This window comes from Bacteroides sp. AM37-9 (assembly GCF_003603455.1).
Taxonomy (GTDB): domain Bacteria; phylum Bacteroidota; class Bacteroidia; order Bacteroidales; family Bacteroidaceae; genus Bacteroides; species Bacteroides xylanisolvens.
The window spans coordinates 1-23,368 of record NZ_QTNF01000051.1 but is presented as its reverse complement, the minus strand read 5'-3'; the positions used below and the strand labels follow the sequence as shown (position 1 = coordinate 23,368).

Sequence of the window (23,368 nt, the reverse complement as noted above, 5' to 3'; positions counted from 1 at the left end):
ATTTTGCAGTTAGGCTGAAAGCCTTACAATTATATATTTATTGGGGTGCCCTGAAAGGGCTTAATTATATAGCGTAGGGCAACGCCCTACGAAAAAGACACACCAGCCACAAGCCCTGCAAGGGCGGAACTGTATACAATTATGCCCTTTCAGGGCGCAAATTCAGATTGCCGTTTTTACGTAGAGCGTTGCCCTACGCTATATAATTAAGCCCTTTCAGGGCACCCCGTAAAATTATCATTTACTATTCCGAGATATAAGTCAAGACAGTTTTTTAATCGTCAAATAGCAAATTAATAAAATGAAAGCAATCTTTTGTATCACAGGGCTTGCCATACAAGGTTTGACAATATCAGCCCAGGCACAAACCGGCAAACCGAATATTGTGGTTATTATGACCGATCAGCAGCGTGCCGATTTGTGCGGCAGGGAAGGTTTTCCGCTGGAAGTGACTCCCTTTGTCGACCGGTTGGCGCAAGAGAATGTATGGTTCAATAAGGCATACACTGTGATGCCGGCCAGCTCTCCGGCACGTTGTTCCATGTTCACCGGGCGTTTTCCTTCCGCCACTCACGTACGCACGAATCACAATATTCCCGACATTTCCTATCAACAGGACTTAGTGGGCGTATTGAAAGAAAACGGATATAAAACAGCATTGGTCGGTAAGAATCACGCTTACCTGAAACCTGCCGACCTCGATTTCTGGTCTGAATACGGACACTGGGGAAAGCACAAAAAGACGACTCCCGCAGAGAAAGAGACTGCCCGTTTCCTGAATCAGCAAGCCAGGGGGCAATGGTTGGAGCCATCTCCCATCTCGCTGGAAGAACAGCATCCCACCAAAATCGTGAACGAAGCACTGGCATGGATTAAGCAGCAGAAAGAAAATTCTTTCTTCGTATGGGTCTCTTTTCCGGAACCTCACAACCCTTATCAGGTATGTGAACCCTATTACTCCATGTTCTCCCCCGATAAGCTTCCCGTCTTAAAGACCTCCCGCAAAGATTTGGCAAAGAAAGGAGAGAAATACCGTATTCTGGCGCAACTGGAAGACGCGTCCTGCCCGAACCTGGAACAAGACATGCCTCGAATCCGTGCCAACTATATCGGAATGATCCGGTTGATAGACGATCAGATCAAGAGACTGATCGAATCATTGAAAGCCAGCGGACAATATGAAAACACCCTCTTTGTCGTACTCTCCGACCATGGTGACTATTGGGGGGAATACGGATTGATCCGTAAAGGAGCCGGACTTTCCGAAAGCCTCGCACGTATTCCGATGGTATGGGCAGGATATCACATCAAGAACCAGTCTGCCCCTATGGATAGCCACGTATCGATAGCCGACCTTTTCCCCACCTTCTGCTCTGCCATCGGTGCCGAAATACCGGCAGGAGTTCAGGGCCGTAGCTTGTGGCCGATGCTGACCGGAAAAGCTTACCCTAAAGAAGAATTTTCCAGCATGGTCGTACAACAAGGCTTCGGAGGAGCCGATGTCGGACTGGATGCCTCCTTGACTTTTGAACAGGAAGGAGCATTGACTTCCGGCAAAATAGCCCACTTCGACGAACTGAACACCTGGACGCAAAGCGGTACCTCACGCATGATAAGAAAGGATGACTGGAAACTGGTCATGAATCATTATGGTAACGGAGAACTTTATAATTTAAAGAAAGATCCTTCGGAAATTCATAATCTGTTTGGCGAGAAGAAATACAGCGAAATTCAAACAGAACTTCTGACCCGTTTACTGGCATGGGAGTTGCGTTTGCAGGACCCGCTGCCTCTCCCGCAAAGACGTTACCATTTTAAACAGAATCCATTTAATTATCTCCACCCGGAACACTAAAAAATAAGAAGATTGTACATACCTACGGATATTAAAAACATGATTCCATGAAGTCTGCCCCGCAACGGCCTATTTTTGTATCCGTAAACATAAAACAGAAATTTATGAAATTGATTTTGCGATTAGGATTGATCTTGTTTACAGGATTTATTTCCATCTCTACAGCATCAGCACAGTTATATGGAATGGCAGATACAAACGCTCCGGAACTACGTGTTCCGACATCTGTAAAGCCGGCATTTGATTATTGGATGAGGGACACTTGGGCTACGCTGGGTCCCGACGGTTATTATTATATCACAGGAACCACCTCTACCCCCGACCGTTACTTTCCGGGACAGAGGCATTGCTGGGACTGGAACGACGGTTTGTACTTGTGGCGTTCCAAAGATATGAAGTCCTGGGAAGCCAGAGGACAAATATGGTCGATGGAAAAAGACGGAACCTGGCAAAAGAAGCCGAAAGTATATAAAGCAGGAGAGAAATATCAGAAGAAATCCATCAACGGTGATCCGATGGACAACCGCTTCCATGCAGTGTGGGCTCCGGAAATGCATTATATCAAAAGCGCGAAGAACTGGTTTATCGTTGCCTGCATGAATGAGTCGGCAGGTGGGAGAGGTTCTTTCATTTTGCGGAGCAAGACCGGAAAACCGGAAGGACCGTACGAGAATATCGAAGGTAATAAAGACAAAGCCATCTTCCCGAATATCGACGGAAGTTTGTTCGAAGATACGGACGGCACTGTCTACTTTGTCGGGCACAACCATTATATCGCCCGTATGAAACCGGATATGAGCGGATTTGCCGAGGAACTGAAAACATTGAAAGAGAAAAAATATAATCCGGAACCGTATATTGAAGGAGCGTTTATCTTCAAATACGATAACAAATATCACCTTGTACAGGCTATATGGTCGCACCGTACGTCGGAGGGAGATACCTATATCGAGAAAAAGGGAGTAACCTCGCCGAAGACACGTTATAGTTACGACTGCATCATCTCGACAGCCGATAATGTGTATGGTCCCTATAGCGAACGCTACAATGCCATCACGGGAGGAGGACACAACAACCTTTTCCAGGATAAGGATGGAAACTGGTGGGCTACCATGTTCTTCAATCCGCGTGGGGCACAGGCGGCGGAATATAAAGTGACGTGCCGTCCCGGATTAATTCCGATGATCTATGAGAATGGTAAATTCAAACCCAACTTTAATTATAATACCAAATGAAAACTTCTTTATTGATAGCAGGCAGCCTGGCTCTGGTCCCGATGACGTATGCGCAGGACAAACCGAATATTATTATCATACTGGCAGACGATTTGGGCTTCTCCGATCTTGGCTGTTTCGGTGGTGAGATTCATACACCGGTGTTGGATAAACTGGCAAAGAATGGCGTCCGTATGACGCAGATGTATAACAGTGCACGCAGTTGCCCGTCGCGTGCCAACCTGTTGACGGGGCTTTATCCGCATCAGACGGGATTGGGACACATGGACGGCAGTCATCCTGCTTGGCCGAAAGGATATTCCGGTTTCCGTTCCAATTCGGATAATGTCACGATTGCGGAAGTCCTGAAAGATGCCGGATACTTTACGGCGATGTCGGGAAAGTGGCATCTGGGGAATAAATCAAATCCCATTCTTCGTGGGTTTCAGGAATATTACGGACTGTTGGGTGGATTCAACTCTTTCTGGAATCCGGCGGTATATACCCGTTTGCCGAAAGACCGTACGCCCAGACACTATGAGGAAGGAACTTTCTACGCTACCAATGTGATAACGGATTATGCGATTGACTTTATCGACCAGGCACATCAGGAGAAGAAACCGTTGTTCCTGTATCTGGCTTATAATGCTCCCCATTTCCCTTTGCACGCGCCGAAAGAAGTGACCGATAAATATATGTCTCTCTATATGCAAGGATGGGATAAGATTCGTGACGCCCGCTGGAAACGGATTGTTGACCTGAAACTCATGCAAGGCAAACCGGCACTTAGTCCGCGCGGCGTGGTTCCCGAAAGTCTGTTTGAAGATGAAACGCATCCGTTACCGGCATGGGACTCATTGACGAAAGATCAGCAGACCGACCTCGCACGCCGTATGTCCATTTTTGCCGCTATGGTAGATGTGATGGACGCGAACATCGGCCGGGTAGTAGATGAATTGAAGAAGAACGGTGAGTTAGACAATACATTTATCATGTTTATGTCCGATAACGGAGCTTGTGCCGAATGGCACGAATTCGGTTTCGACAAACAGACCGGAGTCGAATACCATACCCATACCGGAGAAGAACTCGACCAAATGGGTTTGCCCGGAACCTATCATCATTACGGTACAGGCTGGGCAAATGTCTGCTGCACGCCGTTCACGCTGTATAAACATTATGCACACGAAGGAGGTATTTCTACTCCGTGTATCATTTTCTGGGGTAATCATGTGAAGAACAAAGGCGGACTGAATCATCAGCCTGCACAATTCTCCGATATCATGTCTACCTGTGTGGAACTGGCAGGAGCCACTTATCCGAAAGAATATCAGGGAAGAGCGATTCTGCCTACGGCAGGTCAGTCTATCCTTCCGATTGTGAAAGGAAAGAAGATGCCCGAAAGATATATTTATGCCGAGCATGAAGGCAACCGCATGGTGCGTAAAGGTGACTGGAAGCTGGTTTCCGCCAACTTCAAGGGAGATGAATGGGAATTGTACAACATCAAGGAAGACCGTACCGAACAGCACAACCTGATCGGTAAATATCCTGAAATGGCAAAAGAATTGGAAACAGCCTATTTCGAATGGGCGGACAAGAGTGATGTTTTGTATTTCCAGAAAATGTGGAATACCTACAATAAGAATCGACGGAAAGATTTTAAAGAATATAAAACCCGCTAATGCTTATGGATAAGAGAATCTTACTAACTCTGGCTTTAGGAGCCATGTCGCAGGTGTTTACCCATGCATGGGAGCCTAAAGGAGATAAAATTAAAACAGTATGGGCTGAACAGGTGACGCCGGAAAATGTGTGGCAAAGTTATCCCAGACCACAGTTGCAACGGGCAGAATGGATCAATCTGAACGGATTGTGGAAGTATGCCGTAACGGATCAGAACACGCCTCGGAAGAATGTTTCCTTTGAAGGGGAAATCCTGGTCCCGTTTGCGATTGAATCATCTCTGTCCGGAGTGCAGAAAACATTTCTTCCTACGGATAAACTATGGTATCAACGTGAGTTCACCTTAGATCCTTCCTGGAAGAACAAATCTACTATCCTGCATTTCGGAGCAGTGGATTATGAATGTCAAGTATGGGTGAATAACCGGTTGGTCGGTACGCATAAAGGAGGAAACAACCCGTTCTCGTTCGATATTACTAAATACCTGAAGAAGAGTGGCCCTCAAAGCATTGAAGTAGCCGTCACCGACCCGACGGACACGGAATCTATTTCCCGAGGGAAACAACAACTTAATCAGGAAGGTATTTGGTACACGCCTGTATCGGGCATTTGGCAAACTGTGTGGCTGGAAGCGGTGAATAAAACCTATATCCGTCAGGTACTTCCTTCCACTGATATTGAAAGAAAATCCGTGAAGCTGGCTTTCGATATAATCGGAGCCAAAGGCAATGAAGAAGTGAAAATAGAAGTGTTGGATGATGGCAAAGTAATCAAGACGGTGGAACAGAAGTTGCGTGATGTGATGGAGATAGACGTTCCAAACGCTGTCTTATGGTCTCCCGAATCTCCGAAACTGTATCATTTGAATATTGTCTTATCCAATGGAGGACGTGTTTTAGACCGGGTAAAGAGTTACTTTGCCTTGAGAAAAGTAGATGTCCGTAAAGATGAGTGCGGATATAACCGTATTTGCCTGAATAACCAACCCATCTTCCAATACGGTCCATTGGATCAAGGCTGGTGGCCCGACGGATTGTTGACTCCTCCTTCCGAGGAAGCGATGTTGTGGGACATGGTGCAATTGAAAAAGATGGGATTCAATATGATCCGTAAACATATCAAAGTAGAACCGGAGCAATATTATTATTACGCTGATTCCCTGGGATTGATGATGTGGCAAGACATGGTTTCCGGTTTTGCTACGTCAAGGAAGAAGGAGGAACACGTCAATCCGTTGGCTACTACTGATTGGAACGCCCCCGAAGAACACACCCGCCAATGGCAAAAAGAAATGTTCGAGATGATCGACCGTCTCCGTTTCTATCCCTGTATCACTACCTGGGTGGTTTTCAATGAAGGATGGGGACAGCATAACACGGTGGAAATCGTAAATAAAGTGATAAAATACGACGATACACGCCTGATAAACGGAGTGACCGGCTGGACGGACAGAGGCGTAGGCGATATGTACGACGTACATAATTATCCTGTCACTTCCATGATTCTGCCGGAGAACAACGGCAACCGCATTTCCGTACTGGGAGAATTCGGCGGCTATGGCTGGGCGATCAAGGAACATATCTGGAATCCGAATATGAGGAACTGGGGGTACAAGAATATCGACGGGGCAATGGCATTGATTGATAGCTACGGCCGTCTGGTATATGATTTGGAAACGCTGATTGTCCAAGGATTGAGTGCGGCAGTCTATACACAAACCACTGATGTGGAAGGAGAAGTAAACGGCCTGATTACTTACGACCGGAAAGTAACTAAAATACCGGAAGGCTTGTTACACCTGATGCACAACCGTTTGTATGAAATCACCCCTGCGAAAGCTGTTACTTTGATTGCAGACGGTCAGAACGGAAGCAAGAATACCCGTCTTGTCGGTCTGAACGGTCAGGAGCTGAAAATGACTTCTTTGCCTTTCGACTGTCCCCCTCGTTCTACGGTAGTATCAGAAGCTACTTTTAAGGTGGATAAGGATTTCAATCATCTGTCTTTATGGCTGAATGTTGCCGGAGAAGCCAAAGTTTGGCTGAATGGAGTGGAAGTCTTTGCGCAGGAGGCAAAGCAGACCAGGCAATATAATCAATATAATATCAGCGATTACAGCCGTTACTTGCGAAAAGGAAGTAATTTGTTGAAAATTGAAGTGAAAGATAGCAAGAAGATGAGATTCGATTATGGGTTGAGGGCTTATTAACAGAATTGTTTTTCTTTTGTCTGTTTCTATTGTAAGGTATGTACCTTTTATTATTTATTACCTTATTTCCAATATATTCCAAATAAATCATTTATCTTTGTCACACGCTTTCTGCCCATCAGCGTGATGGAACTGGTGGAAAGTGGTTTTATCTCTTATTGGAGTAAAAGCGTATTATCTCTCGCTCATGAAAATTAGCAACTTTCGACCAAAGAGAGATGATTCAGCAGATACTCCACGCGAACGGTGTATATCAACATATCCGTCAGGAATGTGTTATATATAAACGATTGGCGTGGGTGTCTGTTGTTATCATTATCCTTTGGAAAGGTCTTGCTAAGCCTCATGAGCGGATAATGGTGCAACAGCATCTGCGCCTTTCTTGTATCCGGTCGGTTTATTCATAATACCCCAATATAACCTAACCAATCCCCGCCCACCGGACTGCAGGAAGCGTAGATGCCCGTTGCACTAATATAATAAAAAGAGTATCCCTCTTTCATTGTATCACACATAAAAAAACGAACATTATGTCAGAATGGATTAGCGTAGAAGAAGCGGCTAAGAAATACAATCTTAAAAAAGAATATATCCAACTTTGGGTGGATATGCGGGTAATCATGTCATATTTCAAGGATTACAAAACGGTTGTAAACGATGAAAGTCTCCGTGGATTCCTGAAAACCAGGGAGAAAGGCATTGATCCGGAATATGTGAAAGCATTGGAACAATTCTGTATCAGTAAATCCGAGACGTGCTTGATATATGCTTTCCTCTTAGGGGCACGCGACAAAGAGCTTGAAATGTATAGGGAAGCCAAATCACAGCGAGATGCGTTACGGGGCATGTGGATGGAACAAAACGAACGGGTACGGGATTTAGAAATAGAACTTGAATTAGGACGGGGCGGTTGTTATAAATGCCTGTTAAAAAAACTGTGTATAAGAATCAAAAGAATAAAACTGAATTGGTCCACAAGGATGCATCAATGAACAATCGTCTTATTTTGTTGAGCTAATACTTAGCAATTTGTACTCTTTTTATTGTCAATCTGTCAGAATAATATTTAAGTAATTGACTATCAATTTTATACTGTATGACAATAGATGCTGATAATAAGCTGACAATAAAATATATGCACTTTTATTGTCAGCCTTGATTTCTTGTCAAGCGTCTTATTTTAAGATTAATCAAGTGGGACTTTATGGGGAGAGTAGCCGGTATATTTACGTTGGGATGGCGGCATCGTTACGTTGGGATACCGGTATAATTCCACTAAAGCACCGGTATCTTTAGTTCGTCACGGCCGTGACAAGATCTTCCCACGGCCGTGGTAGGAACTCGTCACGGCTGTGGGAAGAAGTCACCACGGCTGTGGGAAGTTAACAATATCGGCACGTTAATGGAATGATGGTTATGGGATAATAGAAGTATAACGGGTGTATAACGGTTGTTTAATGAGGATTTGTCACGAAAGGAGCTGGTAAGCTGACTATGAGAAATAGCCTAAAACGTTATGAGAATAAGCCGGAATTTACGCTAAAATAGGGAGTATCTTATGAGAAACACTTTTTAATACGGTATTTCTCATAAGATAATTGTTTGATTATATGCTCTTTATAAGAATTGATGAGAATATGAGAAATGAAATTAAAAAATCTTCTCTAGTAAGCGATTTCTGATTGCTAGAGGTTATAACTTAACTTAGTAATTCTTTTGTAGCCAGACTCCCAACAGCTTGTCGGATATTTCATAATGATTTTGTTCCTGCGAGACTAGATTCTTTTCCAGTAATCCCTTGAGTGCAGCTTGTACGGAACTCGGAGTACTTAGCTTGTATTTTTTTATAAATTTTCCTGAAGTGACTCCGGTTGCTTTTTGTTCTTTTCCGATAGCAATCAGTACTTCTTTCTGTTTTTCCGGAAGGCGGGAGAAAATCTCCTGATATGTGAAGTCCTGCATCTGCAGGATATTGGTCAGGGCAATACTTTGGAGGGAACGATCACACACTTCCCCTTTTCCGGTCAGTATATATAATTCATTAAACATGAGTTGTACATACCAGGTATGTCCTTCAAAGAAATTATATACTTCGTCTATCAGTTCTTCTTCAATACGTTTCTTATTTTCAAGGAAAAGCCTTTCAACAAATGCCCTGTATGCCGTAAGCGGAATGCTCTTTAGTTGCATCATATTGACACTTTGATAAAAAGGTCGGGCCGGGCTGTTGAACATATTCATCATAATGTGTTTCTGGCTTCCGGCAAAGATGAAACGAGCATTTTGGCAATGCTGGACTTTAGTTCTCAATATGGCTTCTACATTCTTCTCTGTGTAATTGCCTATTTGCTGAAATTCGTCGATGGCTACGATACAAGGTTTATCAGCCTGTTCTAAATAAGCGAAGATTTCATCCAGTGTTGTTTCTGCAGTATGAATGTCTCCTAATCCAATATCGAAGGTGGGTTCTCCCGTAACAGAATCCAGTTTAAAACCTGCGCGCAGTGAGGAAATGACGGAGAAGAAACGTTCGATGAACTTCATTCCTTTGGGTTTGAGCTTCTCGAAAATCTCTTTTCCCAAAGCGAATACAAATTCCCTAAGGCTGGCTGTCGCATAAATATCAATGAAGAATGTATAGTAATGCTCTTTAATCTCATCCTGATAAAAGCAATGACGAATCAGACCTGTCTTTCCCATGCGACGCACAGAAATGATAACGACATTTCTTCCATTGGTTATGTTACGTATCAACTGTTCTGTTTCCACTTCGCGGTCACAAAAGTAATGGGGAGATAGGTATCCGCCTACGATAAAAGGGTTATTAACGATTGCCATACTGATTATTATAAATACAATTATTACAAATATAATAATTATGTTTATAATAAATCCGATTTACCTCCTCTTTTTAATAAACATTGTTTTTCTGCCTGCAATAATTTTCTCCTGAAAGCCGGAAGTTTCTGAAAGACTTTTATCTTTGCAACTATAATACATACGGCACTATGAAAAAAGTGATTCTGATTTTTGTGACAATCGTCCTTTCCGGTCTGCTTTATGCAAAAGATAATAAGAGTACCGATGCGTTACTTCGTGAGATTGATGGTATCATTAAAAACCGTCAGATCTATGGAGCGGAAAAGGAGGCGCGTATCGCTGACCTGAAGAAATTGTTGGCGGAGGCTACTTCCGATGAACAACGATATGGTTTTTGCGGACGTCTTTTCGATGAATACCGGGCTTATAATCTGGATTCGTCTTTTGTCTATGCTCAACGGAAAGAGGAACTGGCGCATCGCATGGATAAACTGGATTACCTGGATGATGCTGCCATGAATATGGCGGAAGTGATGGGAACTACCGGAATGTATAAAGAAGCGTTGGAACTATTGGGGCAGATTAATAAGAAAACGTTGCCCGATTATCTCTATGGTTACTATTATCATCTGTATCGCACTATTTACGGATTGATGGGAGATTATGCCGTTACGGAGAAAGTCAAGAAAGAGTATTATCGAATGACGGATCTGTATCGTGACTCTCTTCTGCAGGTCAACGCTTCCGACTCTTTGGGGCACGTATTGGTGATGGCGGATAAGTGTATCGTACATGCTCAATACGATGAAGCCATCCGTATGCTGATGGAATATTACAACAAACCTTCTTTGGATGACCATTCAAAAGCAATGCTTACTTATACTCTCTCCGAGGGTTACCGGTTGAAAGGCGACAAGCAGGGGCAAAAACATTACCTGGCCCTTTCGGCTATTGCCGACCTGAAATCGGCAGTAAAGGAATATGTATCTTTGCGCAAACTCGCTTCCCTTGTTTACGATGAAGGGGATATTGACCGTGCCTACAATTACCTGAAATGCTCCTTAGAGGATGCCACTCTTTGTAATGCCCGCCTTCGTACGTTAGAAATCTCGCAAGTCTTTCCTATCATTGACCAGGCTTACCAATTGAAAACCAAACGGCAGCAGCAGGAGATGAAAGTATCATTGATTTGTATCAGTTTGCTTTCCGTATTTTTGTTGGTTGCCATTTTCTTCGTTTACAAGCAGATGAAAAAGGTTGCTGCCGCACGTCGCGAAGTGGTTGATACCAATACGTTGTTGCAAGAACTGAACGAAGAACTTCACGACTCCAACTCGCAACTGAAAGAGATGAACCATACGCTTTCGGAAGCCAACTATATCAAGGAGGAATATATCGGCCGATATATGGACCAATGCTCCACTTATCTCGACAAGATGGATTTATACCGTCGTTCCCTAAATAAAATTGCCGCTGCCGGAAGAGTGGAAGAACTATATAAAGCCATTAAATCTTCTCAATTCCTTGACGAAGAACTGAAAGAGTTTTATGCAAATTTCGACATGACTTTCCTGCAACTCTTCCCCAATTTTGTGGAGGAATTTAATGCGCTGCTCACAGAACCCATGCAACCCAAACCGGGAGAACTGTTGAACACCGAACTCCGTATCTTTGCCCTTATCCGGCTGGGGATTACGGACAGTACCAAGATAGCGCAATTCCTCCGTTATTCCGTGACTACCATTTATAATTACCGGACCCGTGTCCGTAACAAAGCTTTGGGAGAAAGAGATGAATTTGAGACTAAAGTAATGCAAATAGGGAAGGTGGAAGAATAAGAAAATCACTACTTTTTTAGTCTGACTTCTATTTTATAAAGTTCTTATATTTAGTGGTTTATACTGTGAGGTACTGTGTAAATCACTATATTTTTGCTATCTGCTCAAAGAAGCAGTATGAAATGTGGATACTTTTGTTTCACGGTCATTTCAGCAATGACACAGAGAACGAAAACAAAAGTAACCCTAATATTAACTTTAAATTAATGTACATGAAACAGAGTATGAAGTCGAAAGGCTTTGAACGCCGCCTCTTATTAATAATGTGGGGCTTGTTCCTATCTCTTAGTGCATTCGCACAACAGATTTCAATAAAAGGACATGTAGTAGATGCCACAGGTGAACCGGTGATCGGTGCCAGTGTGGTGGAAGGACGTACAACGAATGGTACGATAACCGATGTAGACGGTAATTTCTCATTAAGCGTTCCGGCTAACAGCACGCTGACTATCTCTTTTGTCGGCTATAAAACGCAGACTGTTCCGGTGAACGGGAAAAACTCGTTGAAAGTAACCTTGCAGGAAGATACGGAAGTATTGGACGAAGTTGTTGTAGTAGGTTACGGAACGATGAAAAAGAGCGATTTGACTGGTGCCGTATCTTCTGTCGGAGTGAAGGACATCAAAGACTCTCCGGTAGCTAATATCGGTCAGGCAATGCAGGGAAAAGTATCCGGCGTGCAGATTATCGATGCCGGTAAGCCGGGTGATAATGTCACCATTAAAATCCGCGGTTTGGGTACGATCAATAACAGTAACCCGCTGATTGTCATTGACGGAATTCCTACCGACTTGGGATTGTCTTCCTTAAATATGGCTGATGTGGAACGGGTAGACGTATTGAAAGATGCTTCGGCAACAGCTATCTATGGTTCGCGTGGTGCCAACGGTGTGGTGATGATTACCAGCAAACGTGGTGCCGAAGGTGCCGGAAAAGTAACGGTAAACGCAAACTGGGCTATTCAGAACGCTACTAAAGTACCCGATATGCTGAATGCTGCGCAATATGCCGCTTTGAGCAATGATATGCTGTCTAATAATGATGATAATACAAACCCTTATTGGGCAGACCCTTCTTTATTGGGAACAGGAACGAACTGGCTGGATGAGATGCTACGTACGGGAGTGAAACAAAGTTATTCGGTTAGCTATTCCGGTGGTACGGAAAAGGCACATTACTATGTATCCGGCGGTTTCCTCGACCAGTCCGGTATCGTGGAAAGCGTTAATTACCGTCGTTTCAACTTTCAGGCAAATAGTGATGCCCAGGTTAATAAATGGTTGAAGTTCACTACTAATCTGACATTCAGTACGGACGTGAAAGAAGGAGGAACTTACAGCATCGGAGATGCGATGAAAGCACTCCCCACCCAGCCGGTGAAGAATGAAGACGGTAGCTGGAGCGGTCCCGGACAGGAAGCGCAATGGTATGGAAGTGTCCGCAATCCGATCGGTACGTTGTACATGATGACGAACGAGACGAAAGGATATAACTTTCTGGCAAATATCACCGGAGAGATTGCCTTTACCAAATGGTTGAAGTTGAAAAGCACCTTCGGTTATGACGCCAAATTCTGGTTTGTCGACAACTTTACTCCGGCTTACGACTGGAAACCGAATCCGGTAGAAGAATCCTCCCGCTATAAGAGTGACAACAAATCATTTACCTACCTGTGGGATAATTATTTTGTATTCGACCATACTTTCGCCCAAAAACATCGTGTAGGTGTGATGGCAGGTTCTTCCGCCCAGTGGAACAACTATGATTACCTGAATGCTCAAAAGAATATCTTCATGTTTGATAATATCCATGAAATGGACAACGGAGAGAAGATGTACAGCATCGGTGGCAGCCAGAGCGACTGGGCACTGCTTTCTCTGATGGCACGTCTCAACTATTCTTACGAAGATAAATACCTGCTTACAGCCACTGTGCGCCGTGACGGTTCTTCCCGCTTCGGTAAGAACAACCGTTGGGGAACATTCCCTTCCGTTTCTCTGGCATGGCGTATTTCGCAGGAAGAATGGTTCCCGAAAGACAACTCTCCGGTGAATGACCTCAAACTGCGTATCGGATACGGTGTGACCGGTAATCAGGAAATCGGTAACTACGGTTTTGTTGCTTCCTATAATACGGGAGTCTATCCTTTCGGCAACAACAACTCCACCGCTTTGGTATCTACCACCCTTTCCAATCCGAATATTCATTGGGAAGAGGTACGCCAAACCAACTTCGGTGTGGATATGAGCCTGTTCAATTCACGTGTCAACCTTTCGCTGGATGCCTACATCAAGAAGACGACTGACATGTTGGTGAAAGCTTCCATCCCTATCACCTCCGGTTTTGAAGATACTACTGAAACCTTTACCAATGCCGGCAAGATGCGCAACAAAGGGGTGGAGATGACCCTGCGCACCATCAACCTGAAAGGTCTTTTCTCTTGGGAATCTGCTTTAACGGCTACCTATAACAAGAATGAAATTCTGGACTTGAACAGCGAAACCCCGATGTTTATCAATCAGATGGGTAATTCATACGTGACTATGCTTAGAGCCGGTTATCCGATCAATGTATTCTACGGATACATGACCGACGGGCTTTTCCAAAACTGGGAGGAAGTAAACCGCCACGCCACCCAACCGGGAGCCGCTCCGGGGGATATCCGTTTCCGGGATTTGAATAACGATGGAGTCATCAACGATGAAGACCGTACCGTTATCGGTAACCCGAATCCGAATTGGTTCTTCTCTTTAAGCAATAATTTCTCTTATAAGGGCTGGGAACTCTCCGTTTTCCTGCAAGGCGTATCGGGAAACAAGATTTATAACGCCAACAATGTTGACAACGAAGGAATGGCAGCCGCTTACAACCAAACCACAGCCGTATTGAACCGCTGGACGGGTGAAGGTACCAGCAACTCTATGCCCCGCGCCATTTGGGGAGACCCGAACCAGAACTGCCGTGTATCCGACAGATTTGTGGAAAACGGTTCCTATCTCCGTCTGAAGAATATCACGCTTTCGTATACACTGCCCAAAAAGTGGATGCAAAAGATTCAACTGGAAAATGCCCGCATCTCTTTCTCTTGCGAGAATGTAGCAACTATCACCGGATATTCCGGCTTCGACCCGGAAGTGGATATTAATGGCATCGACAGCAGCCGTTACCCGATTTCACGCACCTTCAGTATGGGCTTGAACTTTAACTTTTAAATCAGGAGAAAGAATATGAAAAAGATAATAACTTTAGTATTTATGTCTGCCGTGCTGGCATTGACATCGTGCAACGACTTCTTGGATAAATATCCTAAATATGGCGTCGATCCCGAGTCGGAAGTGACGAATGAGATTGCTGTGGCACTGACTACTGCCTGCTACAAGACTCTTCAGTCATCTAATATGTATAACCAGCGTATTTGGAGCCTCGACATCATTGCAGGCAACAGTGAAGTAGGAGCCGGAGGAGGTACTGACGGTTTGGAGACTGTTCAGGCTTCCAATTTCATTGCCCAGAGCGATAACGGCTTTGCCTTGTATGTATGGCGTTCTCCGTGGGTTGGGATCGGACGTTGCAACATCGTGCTTTCCAATTTGCCTTCAGCATCTATCTCCAATGAGATAAAGACCCGTTGCATGGGTGAGGCTTATTTCCTGCGTGCACATTATTATTATATTCTGGTTCGTTTGTACGGAGGGGTGCCTTTGCGCTTGGAGCCGTTTGAACCGGGAGAATCTGCGGATATTGCCCGTAATACGGTAGATGAGGTATATGCTCAAATTCTTTCCGACTGCAAAAATGCAGTGAATATGCTTCCTCCGAAAAGCAGTTATGGAGATGCTGACAGGGGACGTGCCTGCAAAGAGGCTGCAATGGCGATGCTGGCGGATATTTACCTGACATTGGCTCCCAACCATCGCGACTATTATAGTGAAGTAGTGACCTTGTGCAATAACATTGCTGCAATGGGATATGATCTGACTCAATGCAATTATGCCGATAACTTTAATGCGACGATCAATAATGGTGCGGAATCTCTCTTCGAAGTGCAATACTCCGGTAGTACGGAATATGACTTTTGGGGCGGCGATAATCAAGCATCCTGGTTGTCTACTTTCATGGGACCACGTAATTCGGGTATGGTAGCCGGTGCTTATGGATGGAACCTGCCTACGGAAGAGTTTGTCAAGCAATACGAGGACGGTGATTTGCGGAAAGACATCACTGTGTTGTATCAGGGTTGTCCTGCTTTTGATGGTATGGAATACAAACGTTCCTGGTCCAATACGGGTTATAACGTACGTAAGTTCCTTGTGTCGAAAACCGTCTCTCCGGAGTATAATACCAACCCCAACAACTTTGTAGTATACCGTTATGCGGATGTCTTACTGAAGAAAGCGGAAGCTTTGAATGAGCAGGGACATCCGGATCAGGCTGCCGAACCATTGAATATCGTTCGTAAGCGTGCCGGACTGACAGAGCTGCCGACCACTCTGACGCAGACCGAAATGAGAGAAAAGATTATTCACGAACGTCGGATGGAACTTGCTTTTGAGGGACACCGCTGGTTCGATATGATCCGGGTTGATAATGGAAATTATGCATTGACATTCCTGAAATCTATCGGTAAGAATAATGTGACCAAAGAACGTCTCCTGTTGCCTATTCCGCAGACGGAGATGGACTCCAATCACCTGATGACTCAAAATCCCGGTTATTAATCCGTTTTATAATCATTCATTTAGACAAATAATATGATGAAGAAATATATATATCAGTTGTTATGCTCTCTTTTCATCGGCGCAACGATGGTTGCCTGTACCGAGGATTATATGGAGACAGATAAAGGACATGATACCCTCACCCTTTCGGTGAATCAGCAGGAGTTGGTGTTGAACGAAAAGAACCATAGTCAGGAGGCGCTGGCGCTTTCATGGACTACCGGAACGAATTATGGAAGCGGTAACCGTATCTCTTATACGCTGGAACTGGCGAAAGCCGGAACGGACTTTGCGAATCCTTATTCGGTAGATTTGGGTACGGGAACGTATCAATGGACTAAGAAAGTGGAAGAACTTAACCAATTTCTGCATACGCAGTTCGGTATCGGTTATGCCGTGAAAGCGGAGTTGGAAGCACGTATCACAGCGGTTGTTGCCGGAATGGAAGATCAGAAACAGATTGCGACGGCTGCCTTTACGGTGACTACTTACCAGCCGGTTACTACGACGCTTTACCTGATTGGTGATGCTACTCCGAACGGATGGAGCGCCGATAACGCAACGGCAATGGAACGTACGGATAACGGACAATTTACATGGACAGGAAAGCTGAATACCGGATCGTTTAAATTTATAACGACCTTAGGAGAATTCCTGCCGTCGTACAACCGTGATGCTACTGCCGAAGAAGGATTCAAACTGACCTACCGTACATCGGGTGACCAACCGGACGAACAGTTCACAATCAGTAAAGAAGCAACTTATATCGTAAAAGCAAACCTGCTCGACCTGACATTGACACTTACCGAAACGGAAGATATTGGCTGGAGATATGAGGAGTTTTTCATTGTCGGTTCGTTTACGGGTAACAATGGTTGGGGATTTGAAGCACTGTCTAAAGATGCTGTCCAAATGGATCTGTTCCATTATGGAGCCGTGATTCCCTGGAAGGCGGACGGAGAATTTAAATTCGCTTCTGTGACAGATTTCGGTCAGGCGGATGCTTTCTTCCATCCTACCATGGCTAATGCTCCGTACACTTCGACATCCGTAGTGCTTGGAGGTGACGATAATAAATGGCAGATGAAGGAAGCCGAATGTGGCAAGCCTTATAAAGTATGGTTCTACACAGGAAAGGGAAAAGAAAAGATGCTGATGCGTCCGTTCACTCCTTACGAAGGGCTGTATCTGGTGGGTGAGGCAACTCCGAACGGATGGGATTTAGGCAATGCTACTCCGATGACGAAGAGTGCCGACAGTCCTTACATCTTTACCTGGAGCGGCACACTGAAAACAGGTGAGATGAAGATTTCCTGCGACAAGCAGTCAGACTGGAACGGGGATTGGTTTATGGCGGATAAGAGCAACAAGGCTCCGACGGGAGAAGTAGAAACGGCATTGTTTGTTGCTAAGTCGGATGCGGAATTGAGCAGTATGTATCCGGATACAGATTTGGGTAGTTTGGATTATAAATGGAATATTCAGGAAGCCGGTTCTTATCGGATTACGATTGACCAGTTGAAAGAGACGATTTCGATTGTGAAACAATAAAACAAGAATTCAAGATGAAGAAAATAATATATTTGGTGGCTGCTTTCCTGTGTATGGCTTGCAGTGACGATCATGGGTCGAACCAAGAGAATGGAGGAGCTTCGGGCAGTGTCACCGAAGTGACTCCGGTAACATCGGATTTAAGTGTGGACCTGTCTACGGATAAGGCTTTCTATAAACCGGGGGAGAAAGTGGTATTTACAGCAGAAGCTGCGTTGCCTGCCGGAACTAAAGTTCGTTATCGTCTTTTAGGGGAGGTTGTCGGAGAAGAGTCGGTGGTAAATGGTACCAGTTGGACATGGCAACCGCCTACTACTGATTTCAAAGGATATATGGCGGAACTGTACCGTCAGGAGAATGGTACAGATGTGATTGTCGGTACGATTGCGGTAGATGTATCCAGTGATCCGGCACGTTTTCCGCGTTATGGTTTTGTCGCTGATTTCAGTCGGGAGAAGACAGCCGAAAAGACACAGGAAGAGATGGCGTATCTGAATCGTCATCACATCAATTGGGTACAGTTTCAGGACTGGCATAATAAACATCACTGGCCGTTGGGCGGTACACGTACGCAGTTGGACGAAGTATATATGGACATCGCTAACCGGGAGGTTTATACAAGTTCGGTGAAAAATTACATTGAAGCGCAGCATCGTTTCGGTATGAAGTCTATGTTTTACAATCTTTGTTTCGGGGCGTTGAAGGATGCCGCTGCGGACGGGGTGAAGGAGGAATGGTATTTGTTTAAGGATGCTTCTCACACTACTAAAGACAGTCATGATCTGCCGGGCGGATGGAAAAGTAATATTTATCTGGTAGATCCTTCTAATAAGGAATGGCAGAAATATTTGAACGAGAGGAATGATGATGTATATGTGAACTTTGCCTTCGACGGCTATCAGATAGACCAGTTGGGACGACGCAGCACGCTTTACAATTACAACGGTATTCCGGTCAATCTGCGTGAGGGATATGCTTCTTTTATTGAAGCGACGAAGCAGGCTCATCCGGACAAGAGTTTGGTGATGAATGCGGTCAGCCGTTACGGTGCCCGTCAGATAGGAGAGACAGGTAAAGTTGATTTCTTCTATAATGAAGTGTGGGCGGATGAGGCTGATTTTACCAATCTGAAAGCCATTCTTTATGAAAATGGAGTCTATGGTAATTATCAGTTGAATACGGTTTTTGCAGCTTATATGAATTATAATAAAGCGGATAACCGGGGAGAATTTAATACGCCGGGTATCTTATTGACAGATGCTGTCATGTTTGCTTTGGGTGGTTCGCACCTGGAGTTGGGAGGCGATCACATGTTGTGCAAAGAGTACTTTCCGAATGAGAACCTGACAATGAGCGAAGAACTGAAAACAGCGATGGTTCGTTATTATGATTTCCTGACTTCTTATCAAAATCTGCTTCGTGACGGTGGTACGGAGAATAGTGTTTCCATGAATTGTACTAATGGCGAAATGAGATTGAATAGTTGGCCTCCTCAACAGGGATCGGTTACTACTTATGCCAAGCAGGTAGGTGGCAAGCAAGTGATACATCTTCTTAATTTCTCGCAAGCGAACAGCCTTAGTTGGAGAGATGTGGACGGTACGATGCCGGAACCGGCTCTGATTACAAAAGCGGCTTTGCAGATGAATCTGTCGGCAAAGGTGAATAAGCTGTGGGTAGCGTCGCCGGATGTACACGGAGGAGCTTTGCAGGAATTGGCCTTTACACAGGAGAACGGGGTTGTCTCATTTACATTGCCTTCCCTGAAATATTGGACGATGATTGTGGCTGAATAAAGCGGCTGCTACAGAATAACTAAAATGATAGGTATGATGATTAGATATAGATTATGGGTATGGGTGTTGTGCCTGGTATTTCCAACATGGGTTTGGGCGGAAAATGAGACACGTACATGCACTTCTTTTACACAGCAGGGACGTCAGGTGACTTTTCACTTGGCGGACAGTGCCGCCTTGCAATTGCAACTGTGCAGCTCTTCCGTCGTGAAAATCTGGTTCTCACCCGACGGGCAATTGCAACGAAGAAATGCTTCGTTTGCAGTGATTAATGAAGAACTGGAAGAGGTAGGAACTATTCATGTGGATGAACAGGCGGCCTGTTATGAGATATTTACTCCGAAGTTGCGTATCCGGGTGAATAAATCTCCGATGAGTCTTCAGATATTCGATAAATATCAGAAACTTCTGTTTAGCGATTATGCCGATAAAGGCCATGTCAGTGAAGGAACGAAGAAGGTGGAATATAAAGTGCTTCGTCGTGACGAGCACTTCTTCGGACTTGGTGAGAAAGCGGGAAAGATGGATCGTCGTGGCGAGTCTTATAAGATGTGGAATAGTGACAAACCTTGTTATAGCGTGGTAGAAGATCCTCTTTACAAGAGTATTCCTTTCTTTATGAGCAATTACCGGTATGGTATTTTCTTTGATAACACCTATAAGACGGAATTCAAATTCGGAACGGAAAGCCGTGATTATTACAGCTTTGAAGCGCCGAACGGGGAAATGGTATATTACTTTATCTTCGGTAAAGACTATAAAGAAATCATCAGCCAATACGTCGGACTGACGGGAAAACCTATCATGCCGCCGAAATGGGCGTTGGGTTTTGCTCAATGCCGCGGTCTGTTGACAAGCGAAAAGCTAAGTCGTGAGATAGCCGAAGGCTACCGGAAACGGGGAATCCCTTGTGATATTATCTATCAGGATATCGGCTGGACAGAATATTTGCAGGATTTCGAATGGCGCAAAGGAAACTATGAAAACCCCAAAAAGATGCTTTCGGATTTGAAAGAGATGGGTTTTAAGGTAGTCGTATCTCAAGACCCGGTAATTGCACAAGCCAACAAAAAACAATGGGAAGAAGCAGACCGTCTGGGCTATTTTGTAAAGGACAATACGAACGGCAAAAGCTACGATATGCCCTGGCCGTGGGGTGGAAACTGCGGAGTGGTAGACTTTACCCTGCCTGCCGTAGCCGACTGGTGGGGAACTTATCAGCAGAAACCGATTGACGATGGTGTCTCCGGCTTCTGGACAGATATGGGCGAACCTGCCTGGAGTAACGAAGAGCAGACGGAACGCCTGGTGATGAAGCACCATCTCGGTATGCACGATGAAATCCATAACGTCTATGGCCTGACCTGGGACAAAGTGGTGAAGGAGCAATTTGAAAAGAGGAATCCGGACCGTCGTGTTTTCCAAATGACCCGTGCTGCTTATGCCGGATTGCAACGTTATACGTTCGGCTGGACGGGTGATAGCGGAAACGGAGACGACGTATTGCAAGGTTGGGGACAATTAGCCAATCAGATTCCTGTAATGCTTTCCGCAGGTTTGGGATTAATCCCATTTTCTTCCTGTGATATTACCGGTTACTGTGGGGATATTGAGGATTATCCGGCTATGGCGGAACTCTATACCCGTTGGATTCAATTCGGTGCATTCAATCCTTTGAGCCGTATTCATCATGAGGGAGATAATCCGGTGGAACCATGGCTTTTCGGACCGGAAGCGGAAAAGAACGCGAAAGCAGCTATCGAACTGAAATATCGTTTGTTGCCGTATATCTACACTTACGCCCGCGAAGCGTATGATACAGGATTGCCTATCATGCGGCCTCTGTTTCTCGAATATCCAATGGATATGGAAACTTTCTCTACGGATGCTCAATTCATGTTCGGTCGTGAATTGTTGGTAGCCCCTGTGGTGAAGAAAGGTGCCCGCACAAAGAACGTGTATCTTCCCGAAGGTACATGGATAGACTACAACAACAAGCAGACAGTCTACACCGGAGAGCAGTGGACTACGGTTGATGCTCCCTTGTCTTCTGTTCCTATGTTTGTGAAGCAAGGTTCTATCATCCCCACCATGCCGGTGATGAACTACACCCATGAGAAACCGGTATATCCACTTACTTTTGAAATCTTTCCCGCACAGGAAGGTGCACAGGCTGCCTTTACTCTCTACGAAGATGAAGGAGAAGACTTAGGATACCAACGTGATGAATTTGTCAAAACACCGATTATTTGCAGCACTCTGGCAAATGGATATGAATTGACTGTCTCTGCCCGTGAAGGAAAAGGATACACTGTCCCCGGTCCGAGAAATCTGCTGTTCCGTATTTATTCTGCGAAAGCCCCGAAAGAGTTAGCTGTCAAAGGAAAGAAGATAAAGAAAACTAAACCGGAACGTTTGGAAGATAATTTAGAGAATGATACTGAAACTGTGGCGTGGAGTTGGGATAAAGAAACTGGTGTCTGTAGTGTGCGAATGCCTGATAAGGGTATTGATGAGCAGGTTATGATTATCTCCAAATAGTAGACAGAGACAAAATAGAGGGAAGTACAGCCCTAGTCATGTATTCCCTGTTTATTGGGCATATATATCCAGCATCTTGGGTATATATGCCCACCATGGTGAATATATATGCCTACCACGCTGGATATATATACAACAAACTATGAAGTACAACCTTAAACTTTAGGGAAGTATCGTGAATGGCGGAGGTAAAAACAATCTCTACCATTCACGATTTTTTCTAATTAGTGTTTTTTCTAAAATTTCAGAACCGCTTTTACCGGGAAATGATCCGAAGGAATATGAGATTCATACTTTCCAGTAGTTTCATTCTTGGTACGATAAGTATCCGTTAATACACCGTATTTCTCTACAGTAAAATTGGGGGTTACGAAGATATGGTCAATACGGTTTGGAGTATATGTGTTCGGATTCCAGCCTGTACATGTCCCATTAGTTGCATATCTCATTTGAGCTACCTCGTAAGAATCTGATAATATTCCGGATTCATGAAGAACCTGATAACTTTCGCTAGTTTGGTCTACATTGAAATCACCTGTTAGTATAACGGGATCTTTGCCACACATTTCCTTAATTTTGCTAATAACCAGTTTGGCACTTTCTCGACGGGCTACCACTCCGATATGATCCATGTGCAGATTAAAGAACCAGAATTTGAACTTACCGGTTTTGTCTTTGAATTCTCCCCATGTGCAGATGCGGGTATAAGCAGCATCCCATCCTTTATTGGGCTTTGTAGTGTCTTCCGACAACCAGAAGTTGCCGGACTTGAGTAGTTTGAACTTATCTTTCCGATAGAAAATAGGTGCATATTCCCCTTTCGTCTTGCCGTCATCCCGTCCTACACCTATGTAACTGTATGTAGGTAGAGCATTGAGCATATCCTCCAGTTGATTATGCTTTACTTCCTGCGCTCCAAAAATATCGAAATCATGGAAAGTGATTAACTGTGTAAGTATTGGGTAGCGTTGCTCCCATCCATTTCCGGCTTTGGCATCGTTCGGGTTACTGTTTCGTACGTTGTAGGAGGCTACATTCAGTTGCTGTGCATTCAGTATTGACGCACCGAAGAGCGTCAATACAATAAGTAACCATACTATTTTCCGCCACGCCAATTTTATCGGCTGTCTTTCAGCCGAT

14 protein-coding genes are annotated in these 23,368 nt (G+C 44.6%); 12 read left to right on the top strand and 2 right to left on the bottom strand.

Annotated elements, in window-relative coordinates; genetic code table 11:
- Nucleotides 1–301: 301 nt before the first annotated feature.
- The 6 genes from DW862_RS23840 (at nt 302) to DW862_RS23820 (ending at nt 7,956) form a co-directional block, all read left to right on the top strand.
- Complete coding sequence (locus DW862_RS23840) at nt 302–1,855, top strand: sulfatase (RefSeq protein WP_120070876.1); 1,554 nt, start codon at nt 302–304, stop codon at nt 1,853–1,855.
- Nucleotides 1,856–1,902: 47 nt separating this feature from the next.
- On the top strand, nt 1,903–3,090 hold the full coding sequence (locus tag DW862_RS23835; RefSeq protein WP_165861972.1) for a family 43 glycosylhydrolase: 1,188 nt from the start codon (nt 1,903–1,905) through the stop codon (nt 3,088–3,090).
- On the top strand, nt 3,087–4,754 hold the full coding sequence (locus tag DW862_RS23830) for an arylsulfatase (protein ID WP_165861971.1): 1,668 nt from the start codon (nt 3,087–3,089) through the stop codon (nt 4,752–4,754). The genes DW862_RS23835 and DW862_RS23830 overlap by 4 nt, the downstream gene beginning before the upstream one ends.
- Before the next feature lie 5 nt (nt 4,755–4,759).
- Nucleotides 4,760–6,964, top strand: coding sequence for a glycoside hydrolase family 2 protein (locus tag DW862_RS23825; protein ID WP_120070897.1), 2,205 nt, complete (start codon nt 4,760–4,762; stop codon nt 6,962–6,964).
- A 218-nt stretch (nt 6,965–7,182) separates the two neighbouring features.
- A complete protein-coding gene (locus tag DW862_RS26210; RefSeq protein ID WP_004298614.1) occupies nt 7,183–7,371 on the top strand; it encodes a hypothetical protein in 189 nt (62 codons plus the stop codon).
- Between the two features lie 123 nt (nt 7,372–7,494).
- Nucleotides 7,495–7,956 carry a hypothetical protein gene (locus DW862_RS23820; protein ID WP_120070874.1) on the top strand — a complete coding sequence of 154 codons (462 nt, stop codon included), beginning with the start codon at nt 7,495–7,497 and terminating at the stop codon, nt 7,954–7,956.
- A 712-nt stretch (nt 7,957–8,668) separates the two neighbouring features.
- Here DW862_RS23820 and DW862_RS23815 read toward each other — a convergent pair.
- Nucleotides 8,669–9,802 carry an ATP-binding protein gene (locus DW862_RS23815; protein WP_120070871.1) on the bottom strand — a complete coding sequence of 378 codons (1,134 nt, stop codon included), beginning with the start codon at nt 9,800–9,802 and terminating at the stop codon, nt 8,669–8,671.
- Nucleotides 9,803–9,972: 170 nt separating this feature from the next.
- On the opposite strand from DW862_RS23815, the gene DW862_RS23810 reads away from it, so the two are divergent.
- The 6 genes from DW862_RS23810 to DW862_RS23785 all read left to right on the top strand — a co-directional run bounded on the left by DW862_RS23810 (nt 9,973) and on the right by DW862_RS23785 (nt 22,228).
- On the top strand, nt 9,973–11,622 hold the full coding sequence (locus DW862_RS23810) for a DUF6377 domain-containing protein (protein ID WP_120070868.1): 1,650 nt from the start codon (nt 9,973–9,975) through the stop codon (nt 11,620–11,622).
- Between the two features lie 212 nt (nt 11,623–11,834).
- Entirely contained in the window at nt 11,835–14,834 is a 3,000-nt protein-coding gene (locus tag DW862_RS23805; protein WP_120070894.1) for a TonB-dependent receptor, read from the top strand.
- A 42-nt stretch (nt 14,835–14,876) separates the two neighbouring features.
- Entirely contained in the window at nt 14,877–16,340 is a 1,464-nt protein-coding gene (locus DW862_RS23800) for a RagB/SusD family nutrient uptake outer membrane protein (protein ID WP_371414144.1), read from the top strand.
- A 36-nt stretch (nt 16,341–16,376) separates the two neighbouring features.
- Nucleotides 16,377–17,891, top strand: a complete 1,515-nt coding sequence (locus tag DW862_RS23795) for a SusF/SusE family outer membrane protein (RefSeq protein ID WP_120070891.1) — start codon at nt 16,377–16,379, stop codon at nt 17,889–17,891.
- A 14-nt stretch (nt 17,892–17,905) separates the two neighbouring features.
- Complete coding sequence (locus DW862_RS23790; RefSeq protein WP_120070865.1) at nt 17,906–19,687, top strand: glycoside hydrolase family 66 protein; 1,782 nt, start codon at nt 17,906–17,908, stop codon at nt 19,685–19,687.
- Between the two features lie 36 nt (nt 19,688–19,723).
- Entirely contained in the window at nt 19,724–22,228 is a 2,505-nt protein-coding gene (locus DW862_RS23785; protein ID WP_120070888.1) for a glycoside hydrolase family 31 protein, read from the top strand.
- 236 nt (nt 22,229–22,464) lie between these two features.
- On the opposite strand, the gene DW862_RS23780 is transcribed toward DW862_RS23785, so the two are convergent.
- Nucleotides 22,465–23,328, bottom strand: a complete 864-nt coding sequence (locus DW862_RS23780) for an endonuclease/exonuclease/phosphatase family protein (RefSeq protein ID WP_120070885.1) — start codon at nt 23,326–23,328, stop codon at nt 22,465–22,467.
- Nucleotides 23,329–23,368: the final 40 nt, after the last annotated feature.